The following is a 23,375-nucleotide window of genomic DNA, read 5'->3' on the forward strand; positions in this document are numbered from 1 at the left end:
AGCGTTACGGGCGAATACGACACCGGCCCGGTCCGCACTCAGCAGCGCGGATCGGGCCGGTGTGGTGCGCTGGCAATCAGCGGTAGTTCGTGAACTGCAGGTCGACCTCGAGGTCCTGGCCTTTGAGCAAGGCGATGACTTCCTGCAGGTCGTCGCGCTTCTTCGAGCTCACGCGCAGCTCGTCGCCCTGGATCTGCGCCTTGACGCCCTTTGGGCCTTCGTCACGGATGATCTTTGAGATCTTCTTTGCGTTGTCCTTGTCGATGCCCTCCTTGATCGAGGCATCAATGCGGTATTCCTTGCCCGAGGGGTAGGGGTCGCCGTCCTCGAGGGACTTCAGCGAGATTCCGCGCTTGACCAGCTTCGATTGGAAGACGTCGAGGATGGCCTTGACGCGGTCCTCGCTGTTGGCTTTCATCTGCACGGCTTCGCCGCTCCAGGCGATCGACGCATCGGTGCCGCGGAAGTCATAGCGAGAGTTGATCTCCTTCGCCGCCTGGTTGAGGGCGTTGTCGGCTTCCTGGCGGTCGACCTTGCTGACGATGTCGAATGAGGATTCGCTGGCCATGAATGCTCCTTTGTCTGCGATCGGTGGTGCCCGATGGAAACGGGCTCGGCTGTTGGGTCCGAGTCTAGCCGAGGCTGCGAACTGTGATCTGCGTCTATCGAGTTGGAGATTCGGGTCCGAGCCTTGTATTCTTTTCAGGTGCTCATCGAGCGCCACCTGCGGCAGATTGCCCGAGCGGCCAAAGGGAGCTGACTGTAAATCAGCCGGCATTGCCTTCATAGGTTCGAATCCTATATCTGCCACGCAGAACGGAGAAGCTCCGTGACCGAGAGGTCACGGAGCTTCTCTCATTTTCCACCCGTTCCCTTGCCCAGGCGCCCGACCGACGCCTACCGTGTGAGGACAAAGCGGAAATGCTCCGCCGGGGAGGGCCGAACCGATGAGCGATGACACGGACGATGCGCAGCCGCCTCGGCGTTTGAATTCGCTCGAGGACCGCAACGCTGTCGTTGAATCCGCTCTCGACCGAGCCATCAAGCGCGGGGACTTCGACGATCTGCCGGGCCGCGGCAAACCGCTGACCGGTCTGCACGGCTCATCCGATCCTGACTGGTGGATCAAGCAGAAGTTGGATTCCGAGGGCATCAACGGTGTCGCCCCGGCCGCCTTCCAGCTGCGCAAGGAGAACGCCGTCCTCGAGGACACCGTCGACGCCTTCACCGAAGAATCTGACGTCCGCGACTACCTCGCCGGCTTCAACGCCCGAGTCCGCGAGGCCGTGATGGATCTGCGCGAGGGCCCGCCCGTGTTCACTCCGCCCCGCGGCGTGGAGAAGGAGGTCGCCGCATGGCGGCGGCGTCGGAATGCGATGAAGAACGACTCCGTCACCGAGGCGGAGCCGGGGGACCAGCCCGCCAATCAGGCGTCGGCGGCTTCCCCTCGGCGATGGTGGCATCGTTTCCGACGCTGATGCGGGAACGAGCGGTGGCGCTGTCTTCGGCGAGGTTGACGGCGATCGTGGTGCACACCAGGCCGAGGATGGCCATCGGCAGGTTGAGTCCGTAGCTCGAGATCGCCAGGGACTGGACGACGAAGAGGGCGACGGCGGTGACGGTGACGGTATCGGTGGGCCACCTCGGGGAGAGGACCGGGCGCGGGCTCTGCCAACGTTTAGTGATCGTCGAGATCGCCCACACGACGAGCAGGACGGCGATGACGAAGACCGGACAGGTCAGCCACCAGGCTCCGCTGCCGGGATCGGGCATCGGCTGCCACAGCAGCTGGATTCCGGTGAGCAGGACGATGGATGGGCTCGGCTTGAGCATCACTCGCAGCGGGATCAGCGAGCCCATGTGGAAGAGCAGAGGTGCAACGAGGAAGGTGTATGCCTGAAGCCGCAGTGAGTCGTCGACCACCGTTTCAGGGACTACGCCGATCTTTAGCTTCCATGGTGAACCTTCGCATTTAGGAACTGAGGTACCTCACAAGATATCCGCTGCAGTCGTGCCTGTGTCGAAAGTGAGGTGAGTTCCCATCATCCGCGACGCGTCCGCGGTGCGTTCCGCTCGACGGCGGCATCGCCTCCGCGGCTGGCCCGTGGAAGTGCGACCGCCTGTCATGCGACTTTGTGCTCTCAGGGCATAGGCTGAAGCCATGAGTTTTCAGCAGTTCCTCCACGAGCGGGGCATCGTCGAACGCCCGGGATCCGGCAGCCGCCCACTGGTGATCGCCCACCGCGGCTATTCCGCCGTGGTTCCCGAGAACAGCCTGGCCGCGGTCGATGCCGCACGCGCCCTCGGTGTCGATCTCATCGAGGTCGACACCTCGACCAGCGCCGATGGCGTCCCCGTCATCCTCCACGACCCGGACCTGGACCGAACCACGAACCGAAAGGGGCCCGTGGTCAATCTCACCGCCGAAGAGCTGTCGTTCGTCGACGCCGGCTCGTGGATGGGGCCGGGCTTCTATGGAGTCCGCATCCCGACTTTGTCGGCCGTGATGCGAGATATCCAGCACCAAGGCGGTGAGTTGCTGCTCGAGCTCAAAGGAGAGTGGTCATCGGGTGCGGTGGCGAGGATCTCGGAGCTGGTGGTGGAGACCGGGATTGCCGACCGGATGGTCGTCCAGTCGTTCAATCTCGAAACACTTGAGACCTGTCGGGACATGCTGCCGATGGTGGCTCGCTTCCTCCTGCGCATGGTTCCGAAACCCGAGGACATCGAGATCGCTCGCGATCTCGGGGCGGTGGCGATCAACCCTTCGTACAAAGGGTTCTCCATGCGCAAATCCGTCGTCACCGAGATTATGGACAACGACTTCGGTGTCTTCGTCTGGACTGCCGACGAGATGAACGAATGGAGGGAGCTCCTCGGGGCCGAGGTCGACGGGATCATCACGAACCATCCCGGTCGCCTGCAGGGATACCTTGCGGGGCGATTCGACCCCCTGGAATGAGTGTTTTTACTGGTGAGGGCGGTTCAGGCTGGAGCTCTGTGTGAGGTTTGGCTGGAGATCGCGGGCCGTGTGAGTGACGTCACTGACACCCGATTTGCCCAGAGCGAGCGAACCCGTGTAAATTCTTACCTGTTGCCCCGATAGCTCAGTCGGCAGAGCATCTCCATGGTAAGGAGAAGGTCAAGGGTTCGATTCCCTTTCGGGGCTCTCGTGCCGCCTAGAATGCGGCGCTGGGGCGGGGTAGCTCAGCTGGTTAGAGCGCACGACTCATAATCGTGAGGTCGGGGGATCGAGTCCCCCTCCCGCTACCATTCGAAGAACCTCCATCCACTGGATGGGGGTTCTTCTCATTCACAATCTCGTTCCCCAGCAGTTGAGCCAGCGTGATGTCCATGTAGTTGGCGATCGCCAACAGTTCATCAATTCGGAATGGGATCTGACCCCTCAGCCGATTAGAGACATTCTTTTGCGCGAAGCCTAGGAGCTGCGCAACGTCTGCCTGCTTCAACTGTTTCCGAACCATCCAGGCCCGCACCTCGAGCCCAATGCGCTCGTTTTCAGAAACTGCAGTTTGTTCCTCGCTCTGTATCGTCATGGTCCTACTGTATACGCTCAGCATCTGGCGGTAAACCACTGCGCGTATGCGAAACGTCGAAAACGTAGTTCGGGTCCTTGCAGGCGTATACGGTCACAGTATACGGTGAGAGTATGAGGTATTCGAAGCAAGTTAGGGCCAACGTGATGGCCGAGATGGGGAGGCGCGAACTGCGCCAGCTGGATGTAGCCGAGATTCTGGAAATCTCCCAGAACAACATTTCCAAACGCCTACACGGTGCCGTGGATTGGAAACTCGGTGAGTTGCTGAAATTGGCCAAAGCCTGGGATATCCCGTTGGCGACGCTTCTAGATGGGGCCGAAGAGGACCCGTTTGCACCAAACGGTGATGCTAAGGCGGTGAAAGCCTCATGAGCACGGAACTCGTCAGCACTTTTTCTGAGGCGGAAGCTCGAGAGTTTACAGAGGAGATCAAGGCCGACTACGGATCGCTACAGACCAAGATCGTTACCGCTTGGAAGGGAAGAATTTGGCTGGCACTCGGGTACGAGTCGTGGCAGGACTACCTCGATGAGGAATTTCGAGATGTGAGTTTGCGGCCACCGCGCGAGCTGGAAGAGCAAGTGATCGGTGAGCTTAGAGCAGCAGGAATGTCAACCAGAGGCATCGCGTCAGCGGTTGATATGGCCCCTCGTACCGTGGCACGGCGGGTGGAGAACTCAACTGTGCCAAATGGCACAGTTGACGATGACTCTCGGGTGATCGGCTTGGACGGGAAAGCTCGTCCCGCGGCAATGCCGAAACCAGCACCTGAATCTCCATCGGACGAGCACATCGTTGATGCTGAAGTTATCGACGAAGACGAGACGGAAGACTTCGGTCTCGCTTCTACGTCTGGTCTCGAACCCGCCTCCGTGGATCTCACTGAGTCGAGCAACACTCCTGGCCGCGAGCATGTCGTGCGTGCGATCCGGGAACTCCACTACGGAGCAGCGGCACCCCTGCCGATGGTGAAGAAACAGTCAAAGCTCCTCGAAGTTGCGTTCAGCGGGGGAGTGTCCGACCTCGCGACTCTCGAAGCCGACAAGGTTGAAGATCTTGGCCGGGATGTCGCCGATGCCCTCGGCGTCCTCTCCGATCTGCTCTCCGCTATGGCAACCCAGCCGGCACCCACGTTCCAGGCCGCGCTGACCCACTCGGACACAGTCGGGTCTATCAAGAAGACCATGACGAACCTCCAAGTCATCGACCGGGGCCGGGGATGACCCCGTCGTCGGAGACCAAGTGGTGAAGATCCCTGAAATCGAACCGTTCGTGATGAAGCAGATCACGACCACGAAGACCAAGTGATTGGAAGACCCATGAAGACCACATCCGTGAAAAGGCCGATCGTTCTTCTGGCAACAGTGATCCTGACCGCCGCATTGGCGGGATGCCAGCCCACCAAGGTCGAGGACGCTCCCGAAGACGAATCTAACGAGACTAACGACCCCTCGGTTGTTGATGAACGAGGCGACGGGCAAGGACTGCACGAAGAACCCATCGTCCTCGAAGACGGGCGGACGATCACCTGCGTCGTCTACGACGGTGACAACGGGCAAGGCGGAGTTTTGATTCGCCCCGGGAATAATGGAGACAGTGAAGCCACGGAAAGGACTTCCCTGTCATGCCCCAAAAGAAGTACCCCCTCGAGCTACGCGAACGAGCAGTCCGCATGGTCCTCGACGCCCTCGAAGCTGACCCTGGTGCCCGCCGCGGCGTCTTCCGCCGGATCGGCGACCAACTCGGTGTGAACCCAGAAACACTGCGGTCCTGGGTCAATCAGGACCAGGTCGATGCCGGCGACCGCCCCGGCACTACCACCGCTGAAGCCCAGCGCATCAAGGACCTCGAGAAGGAGAATCGGGAACTGCGCCGGGCCAACCAAATCCTGAAGTCGGCCTCGGCTTTTTTCGCGGCGGAGCTCGACCGCCCCTCGAAGTAGTCTGCTCGTATATCGACGAGCACAAGGACGAACTCGGAGTCGAGCCGATCTGTGCCACGCTGCGTGCTGCCGGCGTGAAGATCGCTCCGAGTACCTACTATGCCCGCAAACATCGACCAGCCTCGGCTCGACAGAAACGTGACGAGGTATTGAAAGAAGAGATCAGCACTGTGCACGGGAAGAATTACGATGCGTTCGGAGCCAGGAAGATGCATATCGTGCTCAACCGCGAACCTGACTCGCATGGTCGCGGGCATGTGGCCCGTTGCACGATCGAGCGCCTGATGAGAGACCTCGATCTACACGGGATCAAGAGGGCCAAGGCACCGAACACTACGAGGTCAGCACCGCGGGAGAACTGCCCGGCCGATCTCGTCGATCGGCACTTCGAAGCCTTCGCTCCTGACCGGCTGTGGGTGGCCGATATCACCTATGTGCACACGTTCACAGGGTGGGTCTACGTCGCGTTCGTCACCGACGTGTTCAATCGCGAGATCGTCGGCTGGCAGGTCTCGAGGTCGTTGCATACCGAGTTGGCTCTTGACGCTTTGCAGATGGGGATCTATCAGCGTAAACGTGCTGGTCACGACCTGTCTGGGCTGGTGCATCACTCGGACCGCGGGGTCCAGTATCGAGCGATTCGCTATGGCGAGGCCCTGGCTGAGCAAGACGCAGTCGCGTCTGTCGGGTCGAAAGGAGATTCATACGATAACGCCCTCGCTGAAGCGCTGAATTCACTCTATAAGGCCGAACTCATCCGGAACAAGGGTCCCTGGAAAGGTATTGATGATGTCGAGATCGCCACGGCGCAGTGGGTGCACTGGTTCAACACGTACCGGCCCCACGGAGCACTTGGTGGGGCGACTCCCGCCGCGTTCCGAGCCGATCATCTCAGCACGATGCCACGGGCTGCGTAGCTCGTGGGTGAGCCGATGAATTCCAAGTAGAAAACTCTCCATCAAACACGGGGCTTGACAGCGCTGCCAATAGACCGCCGCTCATCGAAGCATCTTGCAGGCAATAAGAGTACGATTCGTTGTCGGTCAAGATCGATCGATTTTGACCCACACACAAGGTTGAGGGTGATTTAAAGGCTGGAGCGCCAGTGTTTCTGGTTCCAGAAACAAAGAAATGCGGAACATGGTGGAATTCGATCCACAGCAGTGCCCTACTGAGCGCCACAACCCCAGCGACGATCCCTGTTCCCAACACAGCTGCAAGAGCGCCGACGAGGATCTGACCAAGATATCCGCGCGTTTCTGCCATGGGACTGGTTAAAGCATCGATCGATCGGGGTATGGCCAACGTGTTCACGAAATTTATCGGCAAGTGGCATAGTGACTGACCACTTCACGCACGCCGATCCGCGCCGGCACCGAAGCTCCGGAAAAGCAAAGCTCCTGCGCAGCGGCCCCGATGCTTCCGTTTTTCACCACGGCAAGATAGGCCTCAAGATCGATCCTCGTGGCCGGCACCAGATCCATGTCACCATCGTCAGTCAATCGAGCGCACATAACGTGAGTTCGGCATCAGCGGCCAGGGCGAGCCGGTACTCATCGTCGCTGATGAGCAGGACCACCGCACCGGCGGCGACTGCGCGGATCTCCTCGGCGATGGAAGTAAGGTGGCTCTTCGCAGTTAGGGGTGTAATCGGGGTCTGAATCCTCCCGTCTCGAGCAAGCTTCGGGCGATGTAGTGGGTGAGGTTCCGGAACCCCAGCGCCGATCCACGTAGGTGTTCCAGCCTGCCGTTCAATGCTTCCGTCGGACCGTTCGACGTCCCCGGCCGATCGAAATACGCCAACACATCCATAGCCCGCTTCTTCAACGTCCGCCCCAGCCGGCGCAGCTCAACAAGACCAGCAGGCACCCCGGACGAGATGGAGTCGATGATCGACTGCAGCGACTTCTTCCCCGCGGTTCGGTCCGGGTTGCGGTAGGCGGTGCTGATGTCTTGGAACACGCTCCAGGTCACCTCCACATCAGCATGATTCTCATCAGCAAAGAGAGCGACGATCCGTTGCTGCTGCCGCTCGGTGAGTAACTGACACCCGGTGTGCAGAGTCCGCCGGGCCTGATACAACGGGTCGCCCTTCTTCCCGCGGTGCCCGGTCGTTTCCTGCTGAACACGCCTGCGGACCTCGTCCAGACTGTCCCCGGCGAGCTTGACGACATGGAAGGGATCCATCACTTCCACCGCGGCCGGCAGCTCTTCGACAGCAGCGGTCTTGAACCCGGTGAACCCATCCATCGCCACGACCTCGATTCCATCGCGGAAGGCCTTCGACTGCCGGGCCAGCCACGATTGAACACGGCCTTCGATCGTCCCTCAACCATGTCCAGCAATCTCGCTGGTCCTGTCTGATCGCGGATCGGGGTGAGATCGATGATCACGGTCACGTACTTGTCACCCCGTCTGGTGTGCCGCCAGACATGTTCGTCGACGCCGATGACGCTCACGTTATCGAACCGGGAAGGATCGTCGATGAGAGCCCGATGTCCTTCGGCCAGGATCGCGTCATTAGCGGTGTGCCAGGATACAGCGAGCTTGGCCGCGATGACGGAGATCGTGGCGTGATCGACAACGAGTGCTTTCAAAGCCCATGCGAGTCCGGTGCGCGAGATCTTGGCCCTGGCTGGGGCTGCTTGGTCGGTGTCATGGCGCCACACGCGCCCACAGAGTTCGCACTTGTAGCGACGGAGTCGGATGAGCAGGGTGGTGGGACGGTGCCCGAAGGGTTCGTGAGCCAATTTCCGGGTCACAGTATCGCGGGGCCGGCCATGTCCGCCGCATCGGTGGCACCACTCATCGTCAGTGGTTGGGGTGCACAGGAGAACTGTTTCTGAATCGGTGACGTGTTGGCCCGTGCAGTGCAGGCCGAGTGTGTCGAGGTGGCAGAACGTGGTGAGGTCAGGGGTGGAGAACGTAAGGTGGTGCACGTCGAGGTCTTTCGGATGGTTTGTCTAGGAAATTCCATCTTCGAAAGGCCTCGACCTATTTCTGTGTAGCGACGCGCACCGGTTCTACACCCTCAACTGCGAAGAGCCAAAGCGGCTCTTCGCAGTTAGGGGTGTAATCGGGGTCTGAATCCTCCCGTCTCGAGCAAGCTTCGGGCGATGTAGTGGGTGAGGTTCCGGAACCCCAGCGCCGATCCACGTAGGTGTTCCAGCCTGCCGTTCAATGCTTCCGTCGGACCGTTCGACGTCCCCGGCCGATCGAAATACGCCAACACATCCATAGCCCGCTTCTTCAACGTCCGCCCCAGCCGGCGCAGCTCAACAAGACCAGCAGGCACCCCGGACGAGATGGAGTCGATGATCGACTGCAGCGACTTCTTCCCCGCGGTTCGGTCCGGGTTGCGGTAGGCGGTGCTGATGTCTTGGAACACGCTCCAGGTCACCTCCACATCAGCATGATTCTCATCAGCAAAGAGAGCGACGATCCGTTGCTGCTGCCGCTCGGTGAGTAACTGACACCCGGTGTGCAGAGTCCGCCGGGCCTGATACAACGGGTCGCCCTTCTTCCCGCGGTGCCCGGTCGTTTCCTGCTGAACACGCCTGCGGACCTCGTCCAGACTGTCCCCGGCGAGCTTGACGACATGGAAGGGATCCATCACTTCCACCGCGGCCGGCAGCTCTTCGACAGCAGCGGTCTTGAACCCGGTGAACCCATCCATCGCCACGACCTCGATTCCATCGCGGAAGGCCTTCGACTGCCGGGCCAGCCACGATTGAACACGGCCTTCGATCGTCCCTCAACCATGTCCAGCAATCTCGCTGGTCCTGTCTGATCGCGGATCGGGGTGAGATCGATGATCACGGTCACGTACTTGTCACCCCGTCTGGTGTGCCGCCAGACATGTTCGTCGACGCCGATGACGCTCACGTTATCGAACCGGGAAGGATCGTCGATGAGAGCCCGATGTCCTTCGGCCAGGATCGCGTCATTAGCGGTGTGCCAGGATACAGCGAGCTTGGCCGCGATGACGGAGATCGTGGCGTGATCGACAACGAGTGCTTTCAAAGCCCATGCGAGTCCGGTGCGCGAGATCTTGGCCCTGGCTGGGGCTGCTTGGTCGGTGTCATGGCGCCACACGCGCCCACAGAGTTCGCACTTGTAGCGACGGAGTCGGATGAGCAGGGTGGTGGGACGGTGCCCGAAGGGTTCGTGAGCCAATTTCCGGGTCACAGTATCGCGGGGCCGGCCATGTCCGCCGCATCGGTGGCACCACTCATCGTCAGTGGTTGGGGTGCACAGGAGAACTGTTTCTGAATCGGTGACGTGTTGGCCCGTGCAGTGCAGGCCGAGTGTGTCGAGGTGGCAGAACGTGGTGAGGTCAGGGGTGGAGAACGTAAGGTGGTGCACGTCGAGGTCTTTCGGATGGTTTGTCTAGGAAATTCCATCTTCGAAAGGCCTCGACCTATTTCTGTGTAGCGACGCGCACCGGTTCTACACCCTCAACTGCGAAGAGCCATTAAAGCAGCGATCAAGCAAATAGGGAAGTCGAAGATCAAGAAGGCCACCTCCAAGTACCTTCTTCAGAAGGCCAACGCGAACACCTGGAAGCATATCCGGGCGAAGAAGCACAACTGGGGGAAGATTGGCGGCACCTCGCGATCGAAAATTGCGAACTTAATGTCTCGTGCTATGGCTAACGGCAAGCACTCGAAACGTGGTGCGAACGGAATGCAGGCTGTCCTTCCCTACAAGGGTAAGTACATAGTTGTCACATATGCGAAGAAGGGTGGGAAGATCAGTAATGGCTGGTGGGGTAAACCGTGATAGCGCACAGGCACTGACTGAGGCGATCGTCGCTGCGGAAAAGGGCTCACTTGACAGTGCGTTGCAGCTTGCGGGCGCTATGTCGATAAAGGACGTCGCCTATGCCCTTGTCGAAGGGTTCGAAGATACTGGGAGCCCCGTGCACAATTTCGAAGAGATCCGTGATCGGTTCATTTGGCGGTGGGTTTCTTCGCTCGACCCAGTAGAAGTACTTGCCGCGCTTGTCGCCATCGACGGTGTTTACAGCAACGATTTAGTGGTTCTGCCACATGCGGAAGACCGGTTCACGACCAGGCTCTTAGAAGCTTCTGCGGATGCCGTTCGTGTAATTAGCAAGCATCTTTCCTACGTGAAGGATCTTGCTGGAGGCCCCGATACTAGTTTCAATGAGGCCTTCGCCGCGCGGGTGACAGAACTTGCTGACGGTCCGTTGGCTCAGATGTCTGACGATTTGACCTCACAGGCTCAGCAGCTAGCGAAGCTACAGCAGAACGCTGATGAAATCGAGTCGGACGAATAGGAGCTAGCTTTAAACCCACAAGGGCGGGGCCGCAAATCTACGGTCCCGCCCTTGTGGGTGCGGCTGTTGGAGTTTGTGCAGACAGCTGACGAAATCGGCTTCGCAGATCGAGAGGGCGACTTTCCAGCGTCTAGGTGGTGCCGTCCTTGACAGTTTCGTTCGCAATCTAGTCCAGTTCTTGGACGGATTCGGTGAGCGGGGATACCCGGTAGACATTTCCGCCCGTCGTGACCGGCTCCACCGAATTCGTCTTGGAGGTCACATATTCGTGACCAACTACCGCGACAATCACTGACGCTTCAAGCCCGTTGTCGTTGCTTGCCGAGGAAGGACACGTTCCGTCGAACCTCCGTTCACGATATGGCTGTCCGAGAACTCGAGCTGATGAATTTTCACCTCCGTTGTGGCTAGGTAGCCGGTATAGTCCCATGACCATGGATGTGTTTAGTTTTGTGATCGTCGGGGTTTATGTGCTCAGCGGTGGCCTGGTGCTCTCATTGCTGGTGCTCGGTTTGATTGTTCTGCTCAAGGTCAACAACCTGCTCGACCTCGAACTGGCCAAACGGGTCGAGCAGAAGAACGAGAACCCGCAATCCGCAGAATAAGTCCTCGCTGCCCCTGAACGCGGCGATGGCCTGATTGTCATCGAAGTCGACGTGACTCCGAAGACCAGACGAGGGAGCGTAGTGGTACACCACCTGTTTCGCATCACCCTATGCCTGCTGGCAGCTTTGGTAGCAGTGAGCTGTGAGAAGTTCATTTACGGCCGGATCATCCTGACACCAGACTCGGTCTGGGATTTGGTTATGACAGTGTGAAGTGGCCCCGGCATGACGGTTTCATCTGGCCCCACCCGCGACTCGCCGATGGTGTTGCGACGGCCACAACTGGCCCCACCCGAACCTAGAAGAACCTACTGGTTCAACAGAACGGGGCCACCACCTTGGAGTCACGAGTGGAACTCTTCGCCACCATCCGCCGCGACGCCCGCATCGAAGGACTCTCGATCCGAGCTCTCGCCAAACGCCACAACGTCCACCGCCGCACCATCCGCCAAGCCCTCGACAGTGCTGAACCACCAGCCAGAAAGCCCCCGGCTAGGTCGTCGCCGAAGCTTGATCCTTACAAGCCCGCGATCGATACCATGCTGCGCTCGGACCTCGACGCGCCCAGGAAACAACGCCACACAGCAACCCGGATCCTGAACCGGCTCATCGACGAACACGCAGCCGCGGGACTCTCATACTCAACCGTCCGCGACTACGTGCGCGTCCGCCGGGCAGAAATCGATACCGCGGCCGGCAGGCGTAAAGAAGTCTTCATCCCCCAACACCATGCCCCTGGTGCTGAAGCTGAGGTCGATTTCGGGGAAGTCTGGATCATCCTCGACGGAGTGAGAACGAAGTGTCACATGTTCGTCTACCGACTCTCCCACTCCGGCAAAGCCATCCACCGTGTTTACCCGACCTGCGGGCAAGAAGCCTTCCTCGAAGGCCACATCGACGCCTTCGAAACTCTCGGCGGTATCCCGACCAGGCATATCCGCTACGACAACCTCACCGCCGCCGTCACCACGGTCTTGCACGGGAAGGATCTGAATCGCCCCGGGGATAATAGAGGCAGGGAGATTGGAAGAAGGAGATTCTCTCATGCCAGTGAAGTACACCGACGAGCTCAAGGCTCGTGCCGTCGAGCTCGTCATCCATGCTCAAGCGGATCCGAACACCGCAAACGGAGCGATTGCCCGTGTAGCCAAAGAGCTCGGGGTGAGCAAGGAAGCGCTGCGGGTGTGGGTGCGTAAGCACAAAGACTCGGGCACAGCGACGCCGGCGGACTCCGTTGATCTTGAGGCTGAGAACCGTAGGTTGCGGGCTGAGTTGGCTGAATCGAAACGGGCAAACGAGATTCTTCGCCGTGCCTCGGCTTTCTTCGCGGCGGAGCTCGACCGCCCATCAAAGTAATCGTCACCTTCATCGACGATCATCGCGACGAGTTCGGAGTCGAGCCAATCGTGCGCGCCCTGAAGAGGACGGCGGCACGGATTGCTGTGAGCTCGTATTACGCGTTCAAGAAGCGTCAGCCATCGGCTAGGGCCCGTCGGGATCAGGCGCTGATGGTGGTGATCCAGGACGTCTATGAGGCGAACTACTCCTGCTACGGGGTGCGGAAGATGTGGAAGGCGATCAACCGCGAGTACACCGATCGGTTCGGGCATGTTGCTCGGTGCACGGTGGAGCGGTTGATGCGCCAGTTGGGCATCGACGGGATCCGGCGGAAGCGGAAGCGTCCGAAGACGGCTTCGGCTAGGGCTGAGGAGTGTCCGGATGATCTTGTCGAGCGTGAGTTCGCAGCACCGGCACCCAATTGTCTATGGGTCGCTGACATCACCTATGTTCCGACGTCTGCTGGGTGGGTGTACACGACGTTCATCCTTGATGTGTTCCACCGGGAGATCGTCGGCTGGCAGGTGACGAACCATATGCGGGAGTCTCTGGCCAGGGACGCTCTGACGATGGCTCTGGCGGCGAAATATAGGGGTGGTGAAGATGTCTCCGGGCTTGTCCACCACAGCGATTATGCCGAGGTTTTCGTTAACCCGAAAAATCAATATTTGGCCTGACCAGTCCAGGTATTCGCGCTCATTCCTCGGGTTAATCTAGGCTCCGTTCCATAAGCTCTACCGTATCCATCGGCCTCAACGACGAGGAAGGACACGGTCATGGAACACTCGGTCCCCGAACTCGGCGACATCGTGATTGCAGCGCTCCGCGATGCCAACTACCAAGAATCCACCATCACCAACTACCAGAAAACGATCACCAAGCTCACCACTTACATCGACACGCACGGTGGTGTCTACACTCCCGAACTCGGGAACAGATTCGCCGGACTGACGACCAGTCCCCAAACAGGGAAATTCAGTGCTCAACGCCACTTCGACTTCTCCCGACTCATCCACCTCGTCAACACCTACCTCGAAACCAGCACCATCGTGCTCTCCCACCGAACAAGAGGTGGCGGCGGCCGCTGGCCAACCAGCCACGATCTCGCGGATGGGACTGATGCAGGGTTAGGTGACATCTAGTCTGGCTTGTTCGATAGCAAGTCTGGAAGGATGGACACCATGCCACAGCCCTACCCGAAAGAATTCCGCGATGACGTCATCCGCGTCGTCCAGACCAGGGATTCTAAGACAACGATCGGACAGATCGCCAAGGACTTCGGAGTCCACGAAGGCACCATCAACAAATGGATCCGCCAAGCAGACATCGATGCCGGCAACAAACCCGGCAACACCAGCGACGAGTCCGCAGAACTACGAGAGATGCGTCGGCGCAACCGTCTGCTTGAGCAGGAGAACGAGGTCCTGCGCCGCGCGGCCGCCTATCTGTCACAGGCGAACCTGCCGTCAAAAGGCTCTACCCGCTCGTGAGAGAGCTCGCCGCCGACGGTATCCCCGTGGCGGTGTCGTGCCGGGTCTTGAAGCTCTCACGCCAGCCCTATTACCGGTGGCTGGCCACTCCGGTCCCTGAAGCTGACGTCGTCGAAGCCTATCGGGCCAATGCCCTCTTCGACGCCCATGCCGATGACCCGGAGTTCGGGTACCGGTACCTGGCCGATGAGGCCGAGGCTGCCGGCGAACCGATGGCGGTTCGCACCGCGTGGCGGCTGTGCTCGGCCAACTCGTGGTTCTCGGTCTTCGGAAAGGCCCGAGCCAAGAACGGCAAGCGGCCGGGACCGGCCGTCCACGACGACCTGTGCGTGGTTGTCGATGCCGATGGGCGCACCAGGCACGAGTTCCGAGCCGATGGACCGAATCAGCTGTGGTTGACCGATATAACTGAGCATCGCACCGATGAGGGCAAGCTGTACTTGTGTGCGGTCAAGGATGTCTACTCCTCGCGGATCGTCGGCTACTCCATCGGGGCCCGAATGAAGGCTCGGTTGGCTGTTGATGCCCTCGAGATGGCCGTGGCCCGTCGCGGTGGCGACGTGGCCGGATGCGTGACGCACAGCGATCGCGGAAGCCAATTCCGGTCGAAGAAGTTCACCCGTGCTCTGGCCCGCCACGGCCTGGTCGGATCGATGGGCAGGATCGGCGCGGCCGGCGATAACGCGGCCATGGAATCGTTCTTCGCTCTATTGCAGAAGAACGTTCTCGACCGTCGCAGGTGGGCCACTCGCGAGCAGCTGAGAATCGCGATCGTGACGTGGATCGAGCGGACATATCACCGACGTCGCCGACAAGCCCGGTTGGGTCGATTGACACCAGTAGAATACGAAGCAATCATAGAGCCAGCTGCTCTCGCAGCATGACACTCACGCTGTCACCCTTCTTTGCATCAGTCCCGATCGCTACACCGAGTATGAGACTCATATACGTCAACGTGGGCTCGCCGACGCCACGATCGATGACTACGCACGCACGACCCGCAGTTATCTCGTCTTTCTCGAAGGCCAGTCAATCACTACCCTCGACGCCGCGACCGCGGACACGGTCACCGCGCACTTCGACTCACTCCTGGCCAGGTGGAAATCCACCTCGTTTCCCTGGGTAGTGTCGAATCTGCGTCCCTTCTTCAAGTACAGCCACCGCCCCGACCTCATCGACGCCCTCTGCCTGATCAACGCCACTCGGAATCATGCCGTGATTCCTGCATTGACCGATCAGCAATGCCAGCAGGTCATCGCCGAATGCCAGAAACCCTCAACCCCGGCCAGGAACGCCGCGATCACTCTGCTCGCGCTGACCACAGGGCTGCGCGCGATCGACATCACCAGAATGAAACTAACCGATCTCGACTGGCACCACCGCACTCTGCGGATCATTCAACACAAAACCGGCAACCCACTGACCGTGCCGCTGCCCAGCCTGCTCTGCCAACGTGTAGCCGACTACGTCCTGGGCGGACGGCCAACCAGCACCAGTCCCGAAGTGTTCCTGCGGACGAAAGCTCCACACACCCGACTGACCGACCACTCAGCCATCCACGTGATCATCACGAAGACCTTGAACACTGCAGGAATTGACCATCCGGCCGGTGCCCAGTTCCTCCGCCACACCGCCGCGACCAGGCTGTTGAAGGCCAACACCCCACTGCCCACGATCTCTGCTGTCCTCGGACACGCAGATCCGACCTCAACAACCGTGTACTACACCGTCGACGCCGATCGTCTACGCGACTGCGTCCTGCCCGTCCCGAAAGGAGCACAGTCATGAAGCCCCCGATTTTCATCAGCTCATTCGCCGACGACCTGATCGCCTACATCGACTTCAAAGCACGAACCGGAAAGACCGGACACTCGCGCATCTACTACCTACGTCACTTCGACACATGGGCAACACGCCATTCGATCACGAAACTCGACCGCGGCGCCGTCGAAGGATGGGTAGCCGACGAACTGACTCACTGCTCAACTCACCGCTCATGGATGTCCTACATCCGTGACTTCGGCCGATGGATGCGCATCCACCGTGACCCAAGCGCCCACGTCCTCGGGGATGAGTGGAAAGCCGGAATCGTCCATTCCACCCCGTACCTGATGAGCAGTACCGACATCGAGGCCTTCTTCACAGCGACTCGAACGGTCCCAGCCCACTCACCCTGGGCATGGCAGGCCACAGCATTCTTCCTCCTCATGCACTCGGCCGGCCTACGCACCCGCGAAGTCCGGGCGCTGACCCCGGCAAACGTCGACTTCAACGATCGCCACATCATGATCGCCACATCGAAATCAGGTCGGGAACGCAAACTCCCCCTCACCGACGCAGTCATGGGCATTCTCGATTCTTGCCACCGCCGCTCTCGTTCTCAGTTCCCCAACCGCCAACGGTTCTTCGTCTCGTCCACAGGTGCCGGTCTCAGCGCCTCATCGATCGGAGTAATGTTCAACCGTATCTGGGATCACGCCGGCCTGGCCCGGCCAGCAGGAGGACCCCGACCACGGTCCTACGACTTCCGGCACCATTTCGCCTACGCCAATATTGAACGCTGGATGCGCGAAGGCACCGACGTCAACACCATGTTGCCGTACCTCAGCGCCTACATGGGGCATGCAGGAATCGATTCGACTCTGTATTACGTGCACACCTCCCCGGACTTCATGGACTCGTATGCTGAGCTGGCAGGAAAAACAGCGAACACGGTCATCCCGGAACCCGACGCGCGATGAAACACAACCCCATCACTGGTGCCCCTGACTTCTTCGTCTTCGCCCGTAACTTCCTCCACTCCTACCTGGCCAACGTTCGTAAATGCTCGCCCGCGACGATCACCGCCTACAGGCTCAGTCTCGAATGTTTCCTGATCTTCCTCACCACCGTTGGTGGCAGGCCACGGACAACGATCACCTTCGATGACTGCACACGGGAAAGAGTCAAAGCCTGGATCGAATGGATGAACACCACGAAAAAATATGCTCCACGCACGGTCACGCTGCGATTGACCGCGCTACGTGCCTTCCTCGCCTTCAGCGCGGCCGAAGATCTCACCCTCGTCGCGGCGTCGAAAGCGATTGCCGATGTGAAACCACCCCGCATCACAGTCAACCCCGTCGACTACCTCACGACCGACCACACCAGTGCCCTGCTGTCGGCATTCGACACCACGACGGTGAAGTCATGGCGGAACCAAATGATGCTGATCATCCTCTACGACACAGCAGCACGAGTCAGCGAACTCACAACACTGACCTGCAGCGACGTCCACCTGAGTATTTGAAGCTTTGGGGACCACCCGATCGTGCGGTTGGGGACCACCGATATTGCCTGTGGGGGCCAGCAGCCGTGGACCTCGGGGCCACTGGCCGCCCATCAGCTCATCGTCACGGGTTCAAAGCAGCATGTTCTCTCATGTTGTGACTGCCGGTCTCGACCCAGACCGTGTTGTGCACGATCCGGTCCATGATCGCATCCGCGTGGACTCCGGATCCGAGTCGTTGATGCCAGTCCTTCTTCGCATACTGGGTGCAGAACACCGTCGACGCACAGTCGTAGCGGCGTTCGAGCAGTTCCAACAGCATGCTGCGCATCGACTCATCCGGATGATCGAGCAACCATTCGTCTATCACGAGAACGCTGAACGCGGCGTACTTCTTCAAGAACTTCGTCGTGCCCATCGGTTTGTCCAACGCCTGCGCCCAAGCTTCTTCAAGATCAGGCATGCGAATATAGTGCGCACGGATCCGGTGCTGGCAGGCCCGTTTGGCCAAGGCGCACCCCAGGTACGATTTCCCGGAACCGGTGAACCCTTGGAACACGACGTTCTGGCCCCGCTCGATGAAACTGCAGGTCCCCAGCTGGGCGATCACGTTCCGATCCAGGCCGCGTTCATCGACCCTATCGAGTTGACGCAGGTCGGCTGCCGGGTAGCGCAACCCGGCCCTGCGGATGAGTCCCTCGATTTTGGCGTGATTGAATACCGAATGGGCTTCATCGACGACCAGTCGCAACCGTTCGTCGAAGCTCATTCCCATGGTCAGATCCTCGTCTTGGGCCTCGAGTGCCTCCAGCAGGGCCATCGCGCCCATTTCGCGCAGTTTGCGCTTGGTCTCTGTATCGATCGAAGTCACCGAGTCCCTCCTGCATAGTAGGAGGCACCGCGGACGTAGCCGCCGTGCTCGACAGGTTCGGTCCGGGCGGGTCTGGTCTGGTCCTGACCGGTGGCAAGGAGCGGTTGCACATGCGCATACCGTGGCGACCGCACCGGCCCCGCCAGCGTAATCCGGCAAGCGGCTTCGACCCGGTCGGCAGAGTAGCGGCGAGAGAGTCTCAACACCGCCAACGCCGGGTTGACCCCTTGCTCGTCGATGGCTACGGACTCGAAGATGCGATTGATGACGACCAGCGTCGACGCCCCGATCCTCTCGGCCCATTGGCGTATCCGGGCCGCGTCCCACTGCTGGTATCTGTCCCCAGCAGGAAGGTCAGCATCATTCGTGCGATACTCATTGACCGCAGTCTCTGGCAGCAGCAGGTGAGTCGTGACTCGCTGGTCCCCGCGGTAGACTTCGAGGCTGCGGTCGGTGATGCGCAGATCGACTTTGGATCCGATGTGCTCAAACGGCACCGAGTAATAGTTGCGCGCCCAGCTCACATGCCCGTTCCTGGCCACACGCCGCCCATAGATCCACTGACTGATCTCGTAGGCCACCTGCGGCAGCGGTGTCAACAGCGGTTCCTCCTCCGTGGTGAAGACACTGAGCCTGGATCCGGGCCGCTTCTGGAAAGGTTCAGCATTATAAGCGCAGACTCTCTCCTCGATCGCGGCCGTCAACGTCGGCAGCGATGTGAACCGCCGGTCACGTAGCCCTGCGATCACCCATGTGGCGACATGTCCAACAGTATTCTCAACACTCGCCTTGTCTTTTGGTGCCCTGATTCTGCCCGGTAGAACAGCAGCCGAATAGTGGGCAGCCATTTCCCGATAGGCGTCGTTGAGCACGATTTCACCGTCGCGAGGATGAGTGATGACTCCGGTCTTGAGATTGTCGGGCACGATCCGCGGTGTTGAACCGCCGAAAGCGGTGAACATCGCCACATGCGCCCGGAGCCACGAGTCCTGACTCATGTCCAGGCTCGGGTGCACGAATGCGTACCTGCTGAAGGGCAGACACGCGACGAACAGATAGACCGTCTTCGGCTTGTCTGCCCCCGTGTGCAGTTGCATTGTCGGACCGGACCAGTCGACCTCGATGGTCTGGGCGGCTTTGTGTCCCACACGAGAAGCTGCACCGGTGACGAGGACGTGGCGCTGATAGGTGCGGCAGAACCGGTCATAACTCATCGCCGGATCACCAGCCGCAGCGCACTCATCGGCGTACTCGCCATGGAGGAGCTTCAGCGTCACCCCGACCCGGGCCATTTCCTTATGGATTGCCTTCCAGTCAGGTTGGGCGAACACGCTGTGATGGTCCCCGCGGCCCGGAAACAGGAGGCCATACACTTCACTGTCAGCACGGTCCTTGACATCATCCCACCCGAGTCCCGCAGCGTCGGCGGCCTCGAGGACCTGCGTGACCGATTTGCGTGACATTGCCTGGGAGCCAGCGATCGCTCTGCCCGAGAGCCCCTCGGCTCGAAGCTGTAACACCAGCTTGGCCCTGATCTTGCGTACCATTGATAATCTCCTTTCGCCGCGTGCCCAATACACGCGGTGAAAGGAGCTTATAGTTCGTGGCCCCCGCACACGCCATAGATGGTCCCGACGCCCACGATCACGCGACCAAGCAACTGGCCCCCGAGCTCACGATTGACGGCCCCCAACAAGACGGATATTCACACCTTCGTCAGCCTGCCCAGGTGCGCCTGAAAGGCAAAGGAAATAAGACTCGAGTTGTACCGATCAACACTGCCACCACCGACCACCTGGGGCCCTATCTGGCAGAGTTCCACCCCGACGAAGAAGATTCAGATCGTCCACTGTTCTATACCCACCACCACGGGAAGATTTCGAAATTATCAACGGATTCCGTATCGCTGATTCTCAACCAGGCCGTGACGATCGCTCAGCAGGAGTGTCCGACATTTCCAGGCAGGATCCACCCGCACATGCTGAGGAAGACGAAAGCAATGGATCTCTATCAGGAAGGAATCCCACTGCCAATCATCATGAGACTTCTCGGACATACCAACGCCTCGACGACTCAAGCCTTCTACGCGTTCGCAACGATCGACATGATGCGCCAGGCCATCACCGTCGCTACCCCGACACCGACTGCCCCGCAACTGACCGACTCACAACTGGAAGCCTTGTACAGTCTCAAGTAACTTTGCAACCGTTAACCCGAGGAATGAGGGAATCTGACCAGTCTGATCAGGATAAACACGGATTCCTCGGGTTAACGAAAACCTCGGCATAATCGCTATTAACCCGAATTCGGGTTAACAGCGACCGCGGCGTTCAATTCCGATCGATTCGCTACGGCGAGACCCTGGCGGAATCCGAGGTCGTGGCGTCGGTGGGGTCACGTGGAGACTCGTACGACAATGCCATGGCCGAGGCTCTGAACTCGGTCTACAAGGCAGAGTTGATTGACCGGAAGGTGTGGTCGGGGTTGATCGAGGTGATGGCGGAGACGTCGAAGTGGGTGGCCTGGTACAACCAGACACGGTTGCATTCAGCGATTGACTACCGCCCGCCGTTCGAGGTCCATTCGGAATGGATCAACCAGTCCGCGATTGAACCCGCGGCTGCTTAGGAAACCAAGAAAAGGAGCCTCTACGAAACCCGGTGCTTGACAGTGTGTTCCTCGTTTAGTTGTTGATTTTCTCCCAGTCCGCCGGATCATCGACGACTGGGAAGTTGCCATCCAGTCGAATGTCACCGACGGTAATGACCTGAATATGGCCAATCGCAAGCATTTTGCGGGCGTTAGCCTGTTGATAGATCACGGACTCGATAGCTGCATCAGTCAACAGGTCGAGGACTTCTCCCTCTGGGGACTCTCTGATCGTCGACATGTAAAAGTAGCCATACACGGTGTCGCCAGGCTCAACCCAATGCCCCTCCGAATCATTGATGAACCGTTCTTCCCAGCTGACTTCGTACTCTGAGTGTTCGGCCTCGAACCGCTCACAATCTCGCTCGTCAGTCACAATCCCTATGAACGGATCGATCATCTCTTCCGAGTCGAACGGCGAAGGCTGTTTAGCGAAGAGCAAAAATACCTTCTGGTTACCCATAATCACCTCATCTGCAAGTCAGCGGCTTCTAGTGCGGACCGCATGGTACTGAGAGTATCGGCGAAGTCACCCGCGCCCAAAGTGTCCGGCCCTGATACCGCAGTCGGCCGATCGAGCTGGCCGACCATTTGTGCTTCTTCGTTCCCTTGCACTTATATTTCATGTTCGTCTGCGTGAATTTCACCGTATAGTACTTCTTCTTGTATTTGCCGCCGGTACGCAGGTCCTTGTCGTTAGCGGTTTGTGGGATTTCGATCCCAGCCTTGACCCACATGAGACCGTTCTTCACTCTCAGTTGGGAGGCCATCTTGATTCCGGTCACCTTCTTCGTGCACACCGTGACCGGTTTCACTCCACCGTATTTGTATCCGGCTGATTTTCGGGTGTGGAATCCGGCAGGGTGCAAGGTGCAGGGTCCGTACCGCTTGTACGCAGCCTGGGCCGAGATGCCCTGCGGGTGTTCTTTCTCGATGGCGTCGAGTTTCCGCATCGCTTCTTCTTCGGTGTCGGCCTCGACGTAGGGAGATGGTCCCTGCGAAGATGTGATTTCTTCTTCGCTGACTTCGTCTGGTTCGGAAGCCGTGGCTGGGGTGGCTACGAAGCTGAGAAGGAGGAATGTCAGGGTCGTACAAGCCAATGCTGGTTTGAATCTCCTCATAGTGGTGCCTTTCGCTGTGGGTAGAGTCCGTTCACTGTTAGCAGCGAACGGACTGACACTATGTCGGCTGTGGCCTTGAGCGCATCCCCCGTAAATATGAAATTTGGGCAGTTTCAGTCAGACCCGCTGGAGGGAGTGGGGGCACAGGGTGGGGCCAGTTCAGGCCGTCAGGGTGGGGCCAGTTCTAGTTGACATAGCCAGGCATTTCCGGGAATGGGTGCGTGTCGCGATCATCGCTGTGGTTGTGTGGGTGAGTCTCAACGTTTCAGACCGGTGGAGAGACCGCACTCGAAAATCGCAGAGATTGCAGCCCTGATACTGGGGAGAGAGCCCGAATCAATCCTTTACCCGTCCTCGTATACCGTCTTAGAGATGTCCCGAACTCGTGCGGGTCCACCCATGGCGGGACCGGATCTTGATGATCAGGGCCATCAGTAGAAAAAGTACGGCGGTCAGGGGGGAACATGAACGCGGCGAACACCCACACAAGCGTCCCTCCAATTCCGGTCGAGTCGTAGTACACGGCCTGAGCAACTGAGAGGCTGCTTAACTGGTGGGCGAAGACCAGAGCGAATCTGGTTTGGAACCATTCATATGCCGATCTTGGCACACTCGTCGTAGAGTCAGGGCCGTGACGGGAATTGTCGCGATCACGATTGAACGCTCGCGGCGGAAAGTGACCGCCCGCAGGACACTTTGTGCAGGTGAAGGCAAGAAATACGTGTGCCCGAAGGGGCCCGCGTCCGTTTTCAACGGTTTCGAAAGCGGATTGACTGCCCGGCGTTGCGCCACTGAATCTCGGCAATGCACCTCTTCTATCGTGCTCATGCGATGTTTGCGCACACTATAGAATGAGCCTTATCGCTTTCAACTAATGAGGCAGAGCCCGCAGATGCACCGAAAGGATCGAGCATATGGAAGGCTTTGGATTCGTCGAATCGAGCTTTGGCGTCCTTGGCATGCTGCTGACACTTCTGCCAGTGTTTGTCTTTCTCGTCATCGTAGCGGGCATCGTAATTGCGACTGTCTGGATCACCAAGTACCTCAAGCGGCAGGAAGCTGACCGCAAAGAGATGCTCGATCTCATGCGCAGGCAGGTTTCCAGAAAGCAAGATTCGTGAGTAGCGATCGCTTATCCGTCGTGCTGATCATTGCGGGCCTGTTCGCACTCCTAGCTGGTTTTGTCACTGGCCTTGCAGTCTTCTCAACAATGTGGATCCTCCTGGGCTT

Annotated in this window: 25 protein-coding genes, 3 tRNA genes, 4 pseudogenes and 2 other annotated features; of the genes and pseudogenes, 22 read left to right on the forward strand and 10 right to left on the reverse strand. The window is 59.2% G+C overall.

The window, feature by feature from the left end; genetic code table 11:
• Nucleotides 1-76: 76 nt before the first annotated feature.
• Nucleotides 77-568 carry a YajQ family cyclic di-GMP-binding protein gene (locus CXR29_RS17260; RefSeq protein WP_101555985.1) on the reverse strand — a complete coding sequence of 164 codons (492 nt, stop codon included), beginning with the start codon at nucleotides 566-568 and terminating at the stop codon, nucleotides 77-79.
• A 160-nt stretch (nucleotides 569-728) separates the two neighbouring features.
• On the opposite strand from CXR29_RS17260, the gene CXR29_RS04790 reads away from it, so the two are divergent.
• Both CXR29_RS04790 and CXR29_RS04795 read left to right on the forward strand, forming a co-directional pair.
• Nucleotides 729-810: transfer RNA gene (locus CXR29_RS04790), tRNA-Tyr, on the forward strand.
• Nucleotides 811-947: 137 nt separating this feature from the next.
• On the forward strand, nucleotides 948-1,478 hold the full coding sequence (locus tag CXR29_RS04795) for a DnaJ family domain-containing protein (protein WP_127364044.1): 531 nt from the start codon (nucleotides 948-950) through the stop codon (nucleotides 1,476-1,478).
• Here the strand turns inward: CXR29_RS04795 and CXR29_RS04800 are convergent.
• Nucleotides 1,393-1,923, reverse strand: a complete 531-nt coding sequence (locus tag CXR29_RS04800; protein WP_127364045.1) for a hypothetical protein — start codon at nucleotides 1,921-1,923, stop codon at nucleotides 1,393-1,395. The genes CXR29_RS04795 and CXR29_RS04800 overlap by 86 nt on opposite strands.
• Before the next feature lie 238 nt (nucleotides 1,924-2,161).
• Between CXR29_RS04800 and CXR29_RS04805 the strand changes: the two genes are divergently transcribed.
• The 3 genes from CXR29_RS04805 to CXR29_RS04815 all read left to right on the forward strand — a co-directional run bounded on the left by CXR29_RS04805 (nucleotide 2,162) and on the right by CXR29_RS04815 (nucleotide 3,273).
• Complete coding sequence (locus CXR29_RS04805; protein ID WP_127364046.1) at nucleotides 2,162-2,962, forward strand: glycerophosphodiester phosphodiesterase; 801 nt, start codon at nucleotides 2,162-2,164, stop codon at nucleotides 2,960-2,962.
• Between the two features lie 134 nt (nucleotides 2,963-3,096).
• Nucleotides 3,097-3,169, forward strand: a tRNA-Thr gene (locus tag CXR29_RS04810).
• A 27-nt stretch (nucleotides 3,170-3,196) separates the two neighbouring features.
• Nucleotides 3,197-3,273 (forward strand) — tRNA-Met (locus CXR29_RS04815).
• 47 nt (nucleotides 3,274-3,320) lie between these two features.
• Here the strand turns inward: CXR29_RS04815 and CXR29_RS18010 are convergent.
• Nucleotides 3,321-3,581, reverse strand: a pseudogene (locus CXR29_RS18010) (helix-turn-helix domain-containing protein); the annotation flags it as partial.
• Nucleotides 3,582-3,670: 89 nt separating this feature from the next.
• On the opposite strand from CXR29_RS18010, the gene CXR29_RS04825 reads away from it, so the two are divergent.
• The 3 genes from CXR29_RS04825 (at nucleotide 3,671) to CXR29_RS04840 (ending at nucleotide 6,418) form a co-directional block, all read left to right on the forward strand.
• Nucleotides 3,671-3,931, forward strand: a complete 261-nt coding sequence (locus CXR29_RS04825) for a helix-turn-helix domain-containing protein (RefSeq protein ID WP_096158417.1) — start codon at nucleotides 3,671-3,673, stop codon at nucleotides 3,929-3,931.
• Complete coding sequence (locus tag CXR29_RS04830; RefSeq protein WP_127364047.1) at nucleotides 3,928-4,782, forward strand: hypothetical protein; 855 nt, start codon at nucleotides 3,928-3,930, stop codon at nucleotides 4,780-4,782. The genes CXR29_RS04825 and CXR29_RS04830 overlap by 4 nt, the downstream gene beginning before the upstream one ends.
• 401 nt (nucleotides 4,783-5,183) lie before the next feature.
• A protein-coding gene (locus CXR29_RS04840; RefSeq protein ID WP_373270471.1) for an IS3 family transposase occupies nucleotides 5,184-6,418 on the forward strand; the annotation gives its coding sequence in 2 pieces (ribosomal slippage) (nucleotides 5,184-5,469 and nucleotides 5,469-6,418; 1,236 coding nt in all).
• Nucleotides 5,462-5,590, forward strand: a sequence feature (AL1L pseudoknot). It overlaps the preceding gene by 129 nt.
• Nucleotides 6,419-6,820: 402 nt before the next feature.
• Here the strand turns inward: CXR29_RS04840 and CXR29_RS04845 are convergent.
• The 3 genes and pseudogenes from CXR29_RS04845 to CXR29_RS04855 all read right to left on the reverse strand — a co-directional run bounded on the left by CXR29_RS04845 (nucleotide 6,821) and on the right by CXR29_RS04855 (nucleotide 9,866).
• A complete protein-coding gene (locus CXR29_RS04845; RefSeq protein WP_113717727.1) occupies nucleotides 6,821-6,985 on the reverse strand; it encodes a helix-turn-helix domain-containing protein in 165 nt (54 codons plus the stop codon).
• Between the two features lie 154 nt (nucleotides 6,986-7,139).
• Nucleotides 7,140-8,440 (reverse strand): annotated as a pseudogene (locus tag CXR29_RS04850) (ISL3 family transposase).
• A gap of 125 nt (nucleotides 8,441-8,565) precedes the next feature.
• Nucleotides 8,566-9,866 (reverse strand): annotated as a pseudogene (locus CXR29_RS04855) (ISL3 family transposase).
• A 234-nt stretch (nucleotides 9,867-10,100) separates the two neighbouring features.
• Between CXR29_RS04855 and CXR29_RS18015 the strand changes: the two are divergent.
• The 11 genes and pseudogenes from CXR29_RS18015 to CXR29_RS04905 all read left to right on the forward strand — a co-directional run bounded on the left by CXR29_RS18015 (nucleotide 10,101) and on the right by CXR29_RS04905 (nucleotide 17,525).
• The gene (locus tag CXR29_RS18015; protein ID WP_267892197.1) at nucleotides 10,101-10,283 is read left to right on the forward strand and encodes a polymorphic toxin type 35 domain-containing protein; all 183 of its coding nucleotides are present in this window, start codon (nucleotides 10,101-10,103) and stop codon (nucleotides 10,281-10,283) included.
• Nucleotides 10,261-10,803: a hypothetical protein gene (locus CXR29_RS04865; RefSeq protein WP_009885516.1), complete on the forward strand. Its 543-nt coding sequence runs from the start codon at nucleotides 10,261-10,263 to the stop codon at nucleotides 10,801-10,803. The genes CXR29_RS18015 and CXR29_RS04865 overlap by 23 nt, the downstream gene beginning before the upstream one ends.
• 428 nt (nucleotides 10,804-11,231) lie before the next feature.
• Nucleotides 11,232-11,408 (forward strand): hypothetical protein, encoded by a 177-nt coding sequence (locus CXR29_RS17265; protein WP_162619321.1) that lies wholly within the window; start codon nucleotides 11,232-11,234, stop codon nucleotides 11,406-11,408.
• 338 nt (nucleotides 11,409-11,746) lie between these two features.
• A pseudogene (gene istA / locus CXR29_RS04870) lies at nucleotides 11,747-12,421 on the forward strand (IS21 family transposase); the annotation flags it as partial.
• A gap of 31 nt (nucleotides 12,422-12,452) precedes the next feature.
• Entirely contained in the window at nucleotides 12,453-12,764 is a 312-nt protein-coding gene (locus CXR29_RS04875; protein WP_009883477.1) for a transposase, read from the forward strand.
• Nucleotides 12,725-12,853, forward strand: a sequence feature (AL1L pseudoknot). Its footprint overlaps the gene before it by 40 nt.
• Complete coding sequence (locus CXR29_RS04880) at nucleotides 12,776-13,423, forward strand: IS3 family transposase (RefSeq protein WP_241241662.1); 648 nt, start codon at nucleotides 12,776-12,778, stop codon at nucleotides 13,421-13,423. It overlaps the preceding feature by 78 nt.
• A 99-nt stretch (nucleotides 13,424-13,522) precedes the next feature.
• Nucleotides 13,523-13,888: a hypothetical protein gene (locus tag CXR29_RS04885; protein WP_127364049.1), complete on the forward strand. Its 366-nt coding sequence runs from the start codon at nucleotides 13,523-13,525 to the stop codon at nucleotides 13,886-13,888.
• Between the two features lie 39 nt (nucleotides 13,889-13,927).
• Nucleotides 13,928-15,120 (forward strand): IS3 family transposase gene (locus CXR29_RS04890; protein ID WP_127364050.1). Its coding sequence is split into 2 segments (ribosomal slippage): nucleotides 13,928-14,212 and nucleotides 14,215-15,120, totalling 1,191 coding nucleotides; the frame shifts between segments, so codons are not numbered across the junction.
• Between the two features lie 25 nt (nucleotides 15,121-15,145).
• Nucleotides 15,146-16,024: a tyrosine-type recombinase/integrase gene (locus CXR29_RS04895; protein ID WP_338142542.1), complete on the forward strand. Its 879-nt coding sequence runs from the start codon at nucleotides 15,146-15,148 to the stop codon at nucleotides 16,022-16,024.
• Nucleotides 16,021-16,977 carry a tyrosine-type recombinase/integrase gene (locus CXR29_RS04900; protein ID WP_101644830.1) on the forward strand — a complete coding sequence of 319 codons (957 nt, stop codon included), beginning with the start codon at nucleotides 16,021-16,023 and terminating at the stop codon, nucleotides 16,975-16,977. The genes CXR29_RS04895 and CXR29_RS04900 overlap by 4 nt, the downstream gene beginning before the upstream one ends.
• A complete protein-coding gene (locus tag CXR29_RS04905; RefSeq protein ID WP_127364052.1) occupies nucleotides 16,974-17,525 on the forward strand; it encodes a tyrosine-type recombinase/integrase in 552 nt (183 codons plus the stop codon). The genes CXR29_RS04900 and CXR29_RS04905 overlap by 4 nt, the downstream gene beginning before the upstream one ends.
• 103 nt (nucleotides 17,526-17,628) lie before the next feature.
• Here the strand turns inward: CXR29_RS04905 and CXR29_RS04910 are convergent, their stop codons facing one another.
• Complete coding sequence (locus CXR29_RS04910) at nucleotides 17,629-18,375, reverse strand: ATP-binding protein (protein WP_009883781.1); 747 nt, start codon at nucleotides 18,373-18,375, stop codon at nucleotides 17,629-17,631.
• Nucleotides 18,372-19,922 (reverse strand): IS21 family transposase, encoded by a 1,551-nt coding sequence (istA, locus tag CXR29_RS04915; RefSeq protein WP_009884100.1) that lies wholly within the window; start codon nucleotides 19,920-19,922, stop codon nucleotides 18,372-18,374. The genes CXR29_RS04910 and istA (CXR29_RS04915) overlap by 4 nt, the downstream gene beginning before the upstream one ends.
• 56 nt (nucleotides 19,923-19,978) lie before the next feature.
• Between istA (CXR29_RS04915) and CXR29_RS04920 the strand changes: the two genes are divergently transcribed.
• Nucleotides 19,979-20,572 (forward strand): tyrosine-type recombinase/integrase, encoded by a 594-nt coding sequence (locus tag CXR29_RS04920; protein WP_127364053.1) that lies wholly within the window; start codon nucleotides 19,979-19,981, stop codon nucleotides 20,570-20,572.
• A gap of 191 nt (nucleotides 20,573-20,763) precedes the next feature.
• Nucleotides 20,764-21,003 carry an integrase core domain-containing protein gene (locus tag CXR29_RS04925; protein WP_127362987.1) on the forward strand — a complete coding sequence of 80 codons (240 nt, stop codon included), beginning with the start codon at nucleotides 20,764-20,766 and terminating at the stop codon, nucleotides 21,001-21,003.
• A gap of 55 nt (nucleotides 21,004-21,058) precedes the next feature.
• Here CXR29_RS04925 and CXR29_RS04930 read toward each other — a convergent pair whose 3' ends face one another.
• Both CXR29_RS04930 and CXR29_RS04935 read right to left on the reverse strand, forming a co-directional pair.
• A complete protein-coding gene (locus tag CXR29_RS04930) occupies nucleotides 21,059-21,487 on the reverse strand; it encodes a hypothetical protein (RefSeq protein ID WP_009882346.1) in 429 nt (142 codons plus the stop codon).
• Nucleotides 21,488-21,515: 28 nt separating this feature from the next.
• Nucleotides 21,516-22,145 (reverse strand): hypothetical protein, encoded by a 630-nt coding sequence (locus tag CXR29_RS04935; RefSeq protein WP_125178024.1) that lies wholly within the window; start codon nucleotides 22,143-22,145, stop codon nucleotides 21,516-21,518.
• Nucleotides 22,146-23,059: 914 nt separating this feature from the next.
• Here CXR29_RS04935 and CXR29_RS04940 point away from each other — a divergent pair.
• Nucleotides 23,060-23,266 carry a hypothetical protein gene (locus tag CXR29_RS04940; protein WP_069599747.1) on the forward strand — a complete coding sequence of 69 codons (207 nt, stop codon included), beginning with the start codon at nucleotides 23,060-23,062 and terminating at the stop codon, nucleotides 23,264-23,266.
• Nucleotides 23,267-23,375: the final 109 nt, after the last annotated feature.

This window comes from Brevibacterium linens (assembly GCF_003999335.1).
GTDB classification, from domain to species: Bacteria; Actinomycetota; Actinomycetes; order Actinomycetales; family Brevibacteriaceae; genus Brevibacterium; species Brevibacterium linens.

Excerpts from the sequence above, each read along its gene's own strand:
- CXR29_RS04845 (WP_113717727.1), bottom strand. The coding sequence starts at position 6,985 with ATGGATCTGGTGCCGGCCACGAGGATCGATCTTGAGGCCTATCTTGCC.
- CXR29_RS04885 (WP_127364049.1), top strand. The coding sequence starts at position 13,523 with ATGGAACACTCGGTCCCCGAACTCGGCGACATCGTGATTGCAGCGCTC.
- CXR29_RS04865 (WP_009885516.1), top strand. The coding sequence starts at position 10,261 with ATGGCTGGTGGGGTAAACCGTGATAGCGCACAGGCACTGACTGAGGCG.
- CXR29_RS04805 (WP_127364046.1), top strand. The coding sequence starts at position 2,162 with ATGAGTTTTCAGCAGTTCCTCCACGAGCGGGGCATCGTCGAACGCCCG.
- CXR29_RS04905 (WP_127364052.1), top strand. The coding sequence starts at position 16,974 with ATGAAACACAACCCCATCACTGGTGCCCCTGACTTCTTCGTCTTCGCC.
- CXR29_RS04900 (WP_101644830.1), top strand. The coding sequence starts at position 16,021 with ATGAAGCCCCCGATTTTCATCAGCTCATTCGCCGACGACCTGATCGCC.
- CXR29_RS04795 (WP_127364044.1), top strand. The coding sequence starts at position 948 with ATGAGCGATGACACGGACGATGCGCAGCCGCCTCGGCGTTTGAATTCG.
- CXR29_RS04930 (WP_009882346.1), bottom strand. The coding sequence starts at position 21,487 with ATGGGTAACCAGAAGGTATTTTTGCTCTTCGCTAAACAGCCTTCGCCG.
- CXR29_RS04875 (WP_009883477.1), top strand. The coding sequence starts at position 12,453 with ATGCCAGTGAAGTACACCGACGAGCTCAAGGCTCGTGCCGTCGAGCTC.
- CXR29_RS17265 (WP_162619321.1), top strand. The coding sequence starts at position 11,232 with ATGACCATGGATGTGTTTAGTTTTGTGATCGTCGGGGTTTATGTGCTC.
- istA (WP_009884100.1), bottom strand. The coding sequence starts at position 19,922 with ATGGTACGCAAGATCAGGGCCAAGCTGGTGTTACAGCTTCGAGCCGAG.
- CXR29_RS04935 (WP_125178024.1), bottom strand. The coding sequence starts at position 22,145 with ATGAGGAGATTCAAACCAGCATTGGCTTGTACGACCCTGACATTCCTC.
- CXR29_RS04830 (WP_127364047.1), top strand. The coding sequence starts at position 3,928 with ATGAGCACGGAACTCGTCAGCACTTTTTCTGAGGCGGAAGCTCGAGAG.
- CXR29_RS04825 (WP_096158417.1), top strand. The coding sequence starts at position 3,671 with ATGAGGTATTCGAAGCAAGTTAGGGCCAACGTGATGGCCGAGATGGGG.
- CXR29_RS17260 (WP_101555985.1), bottom strand. The coding sequence starts at position 568 with ATGGCCAGCGAATCCTCATTCGACATCGTCAGCAAGGTCGACCGCCAG.
- CXR29_RS04940 (WP_069599747.1), top strand. The coding sequence starts at position 23,060 with ATGGAAGGCTTTGGATTCGTCGAATCGAGCTTTGGCGTCCTTGGCATG.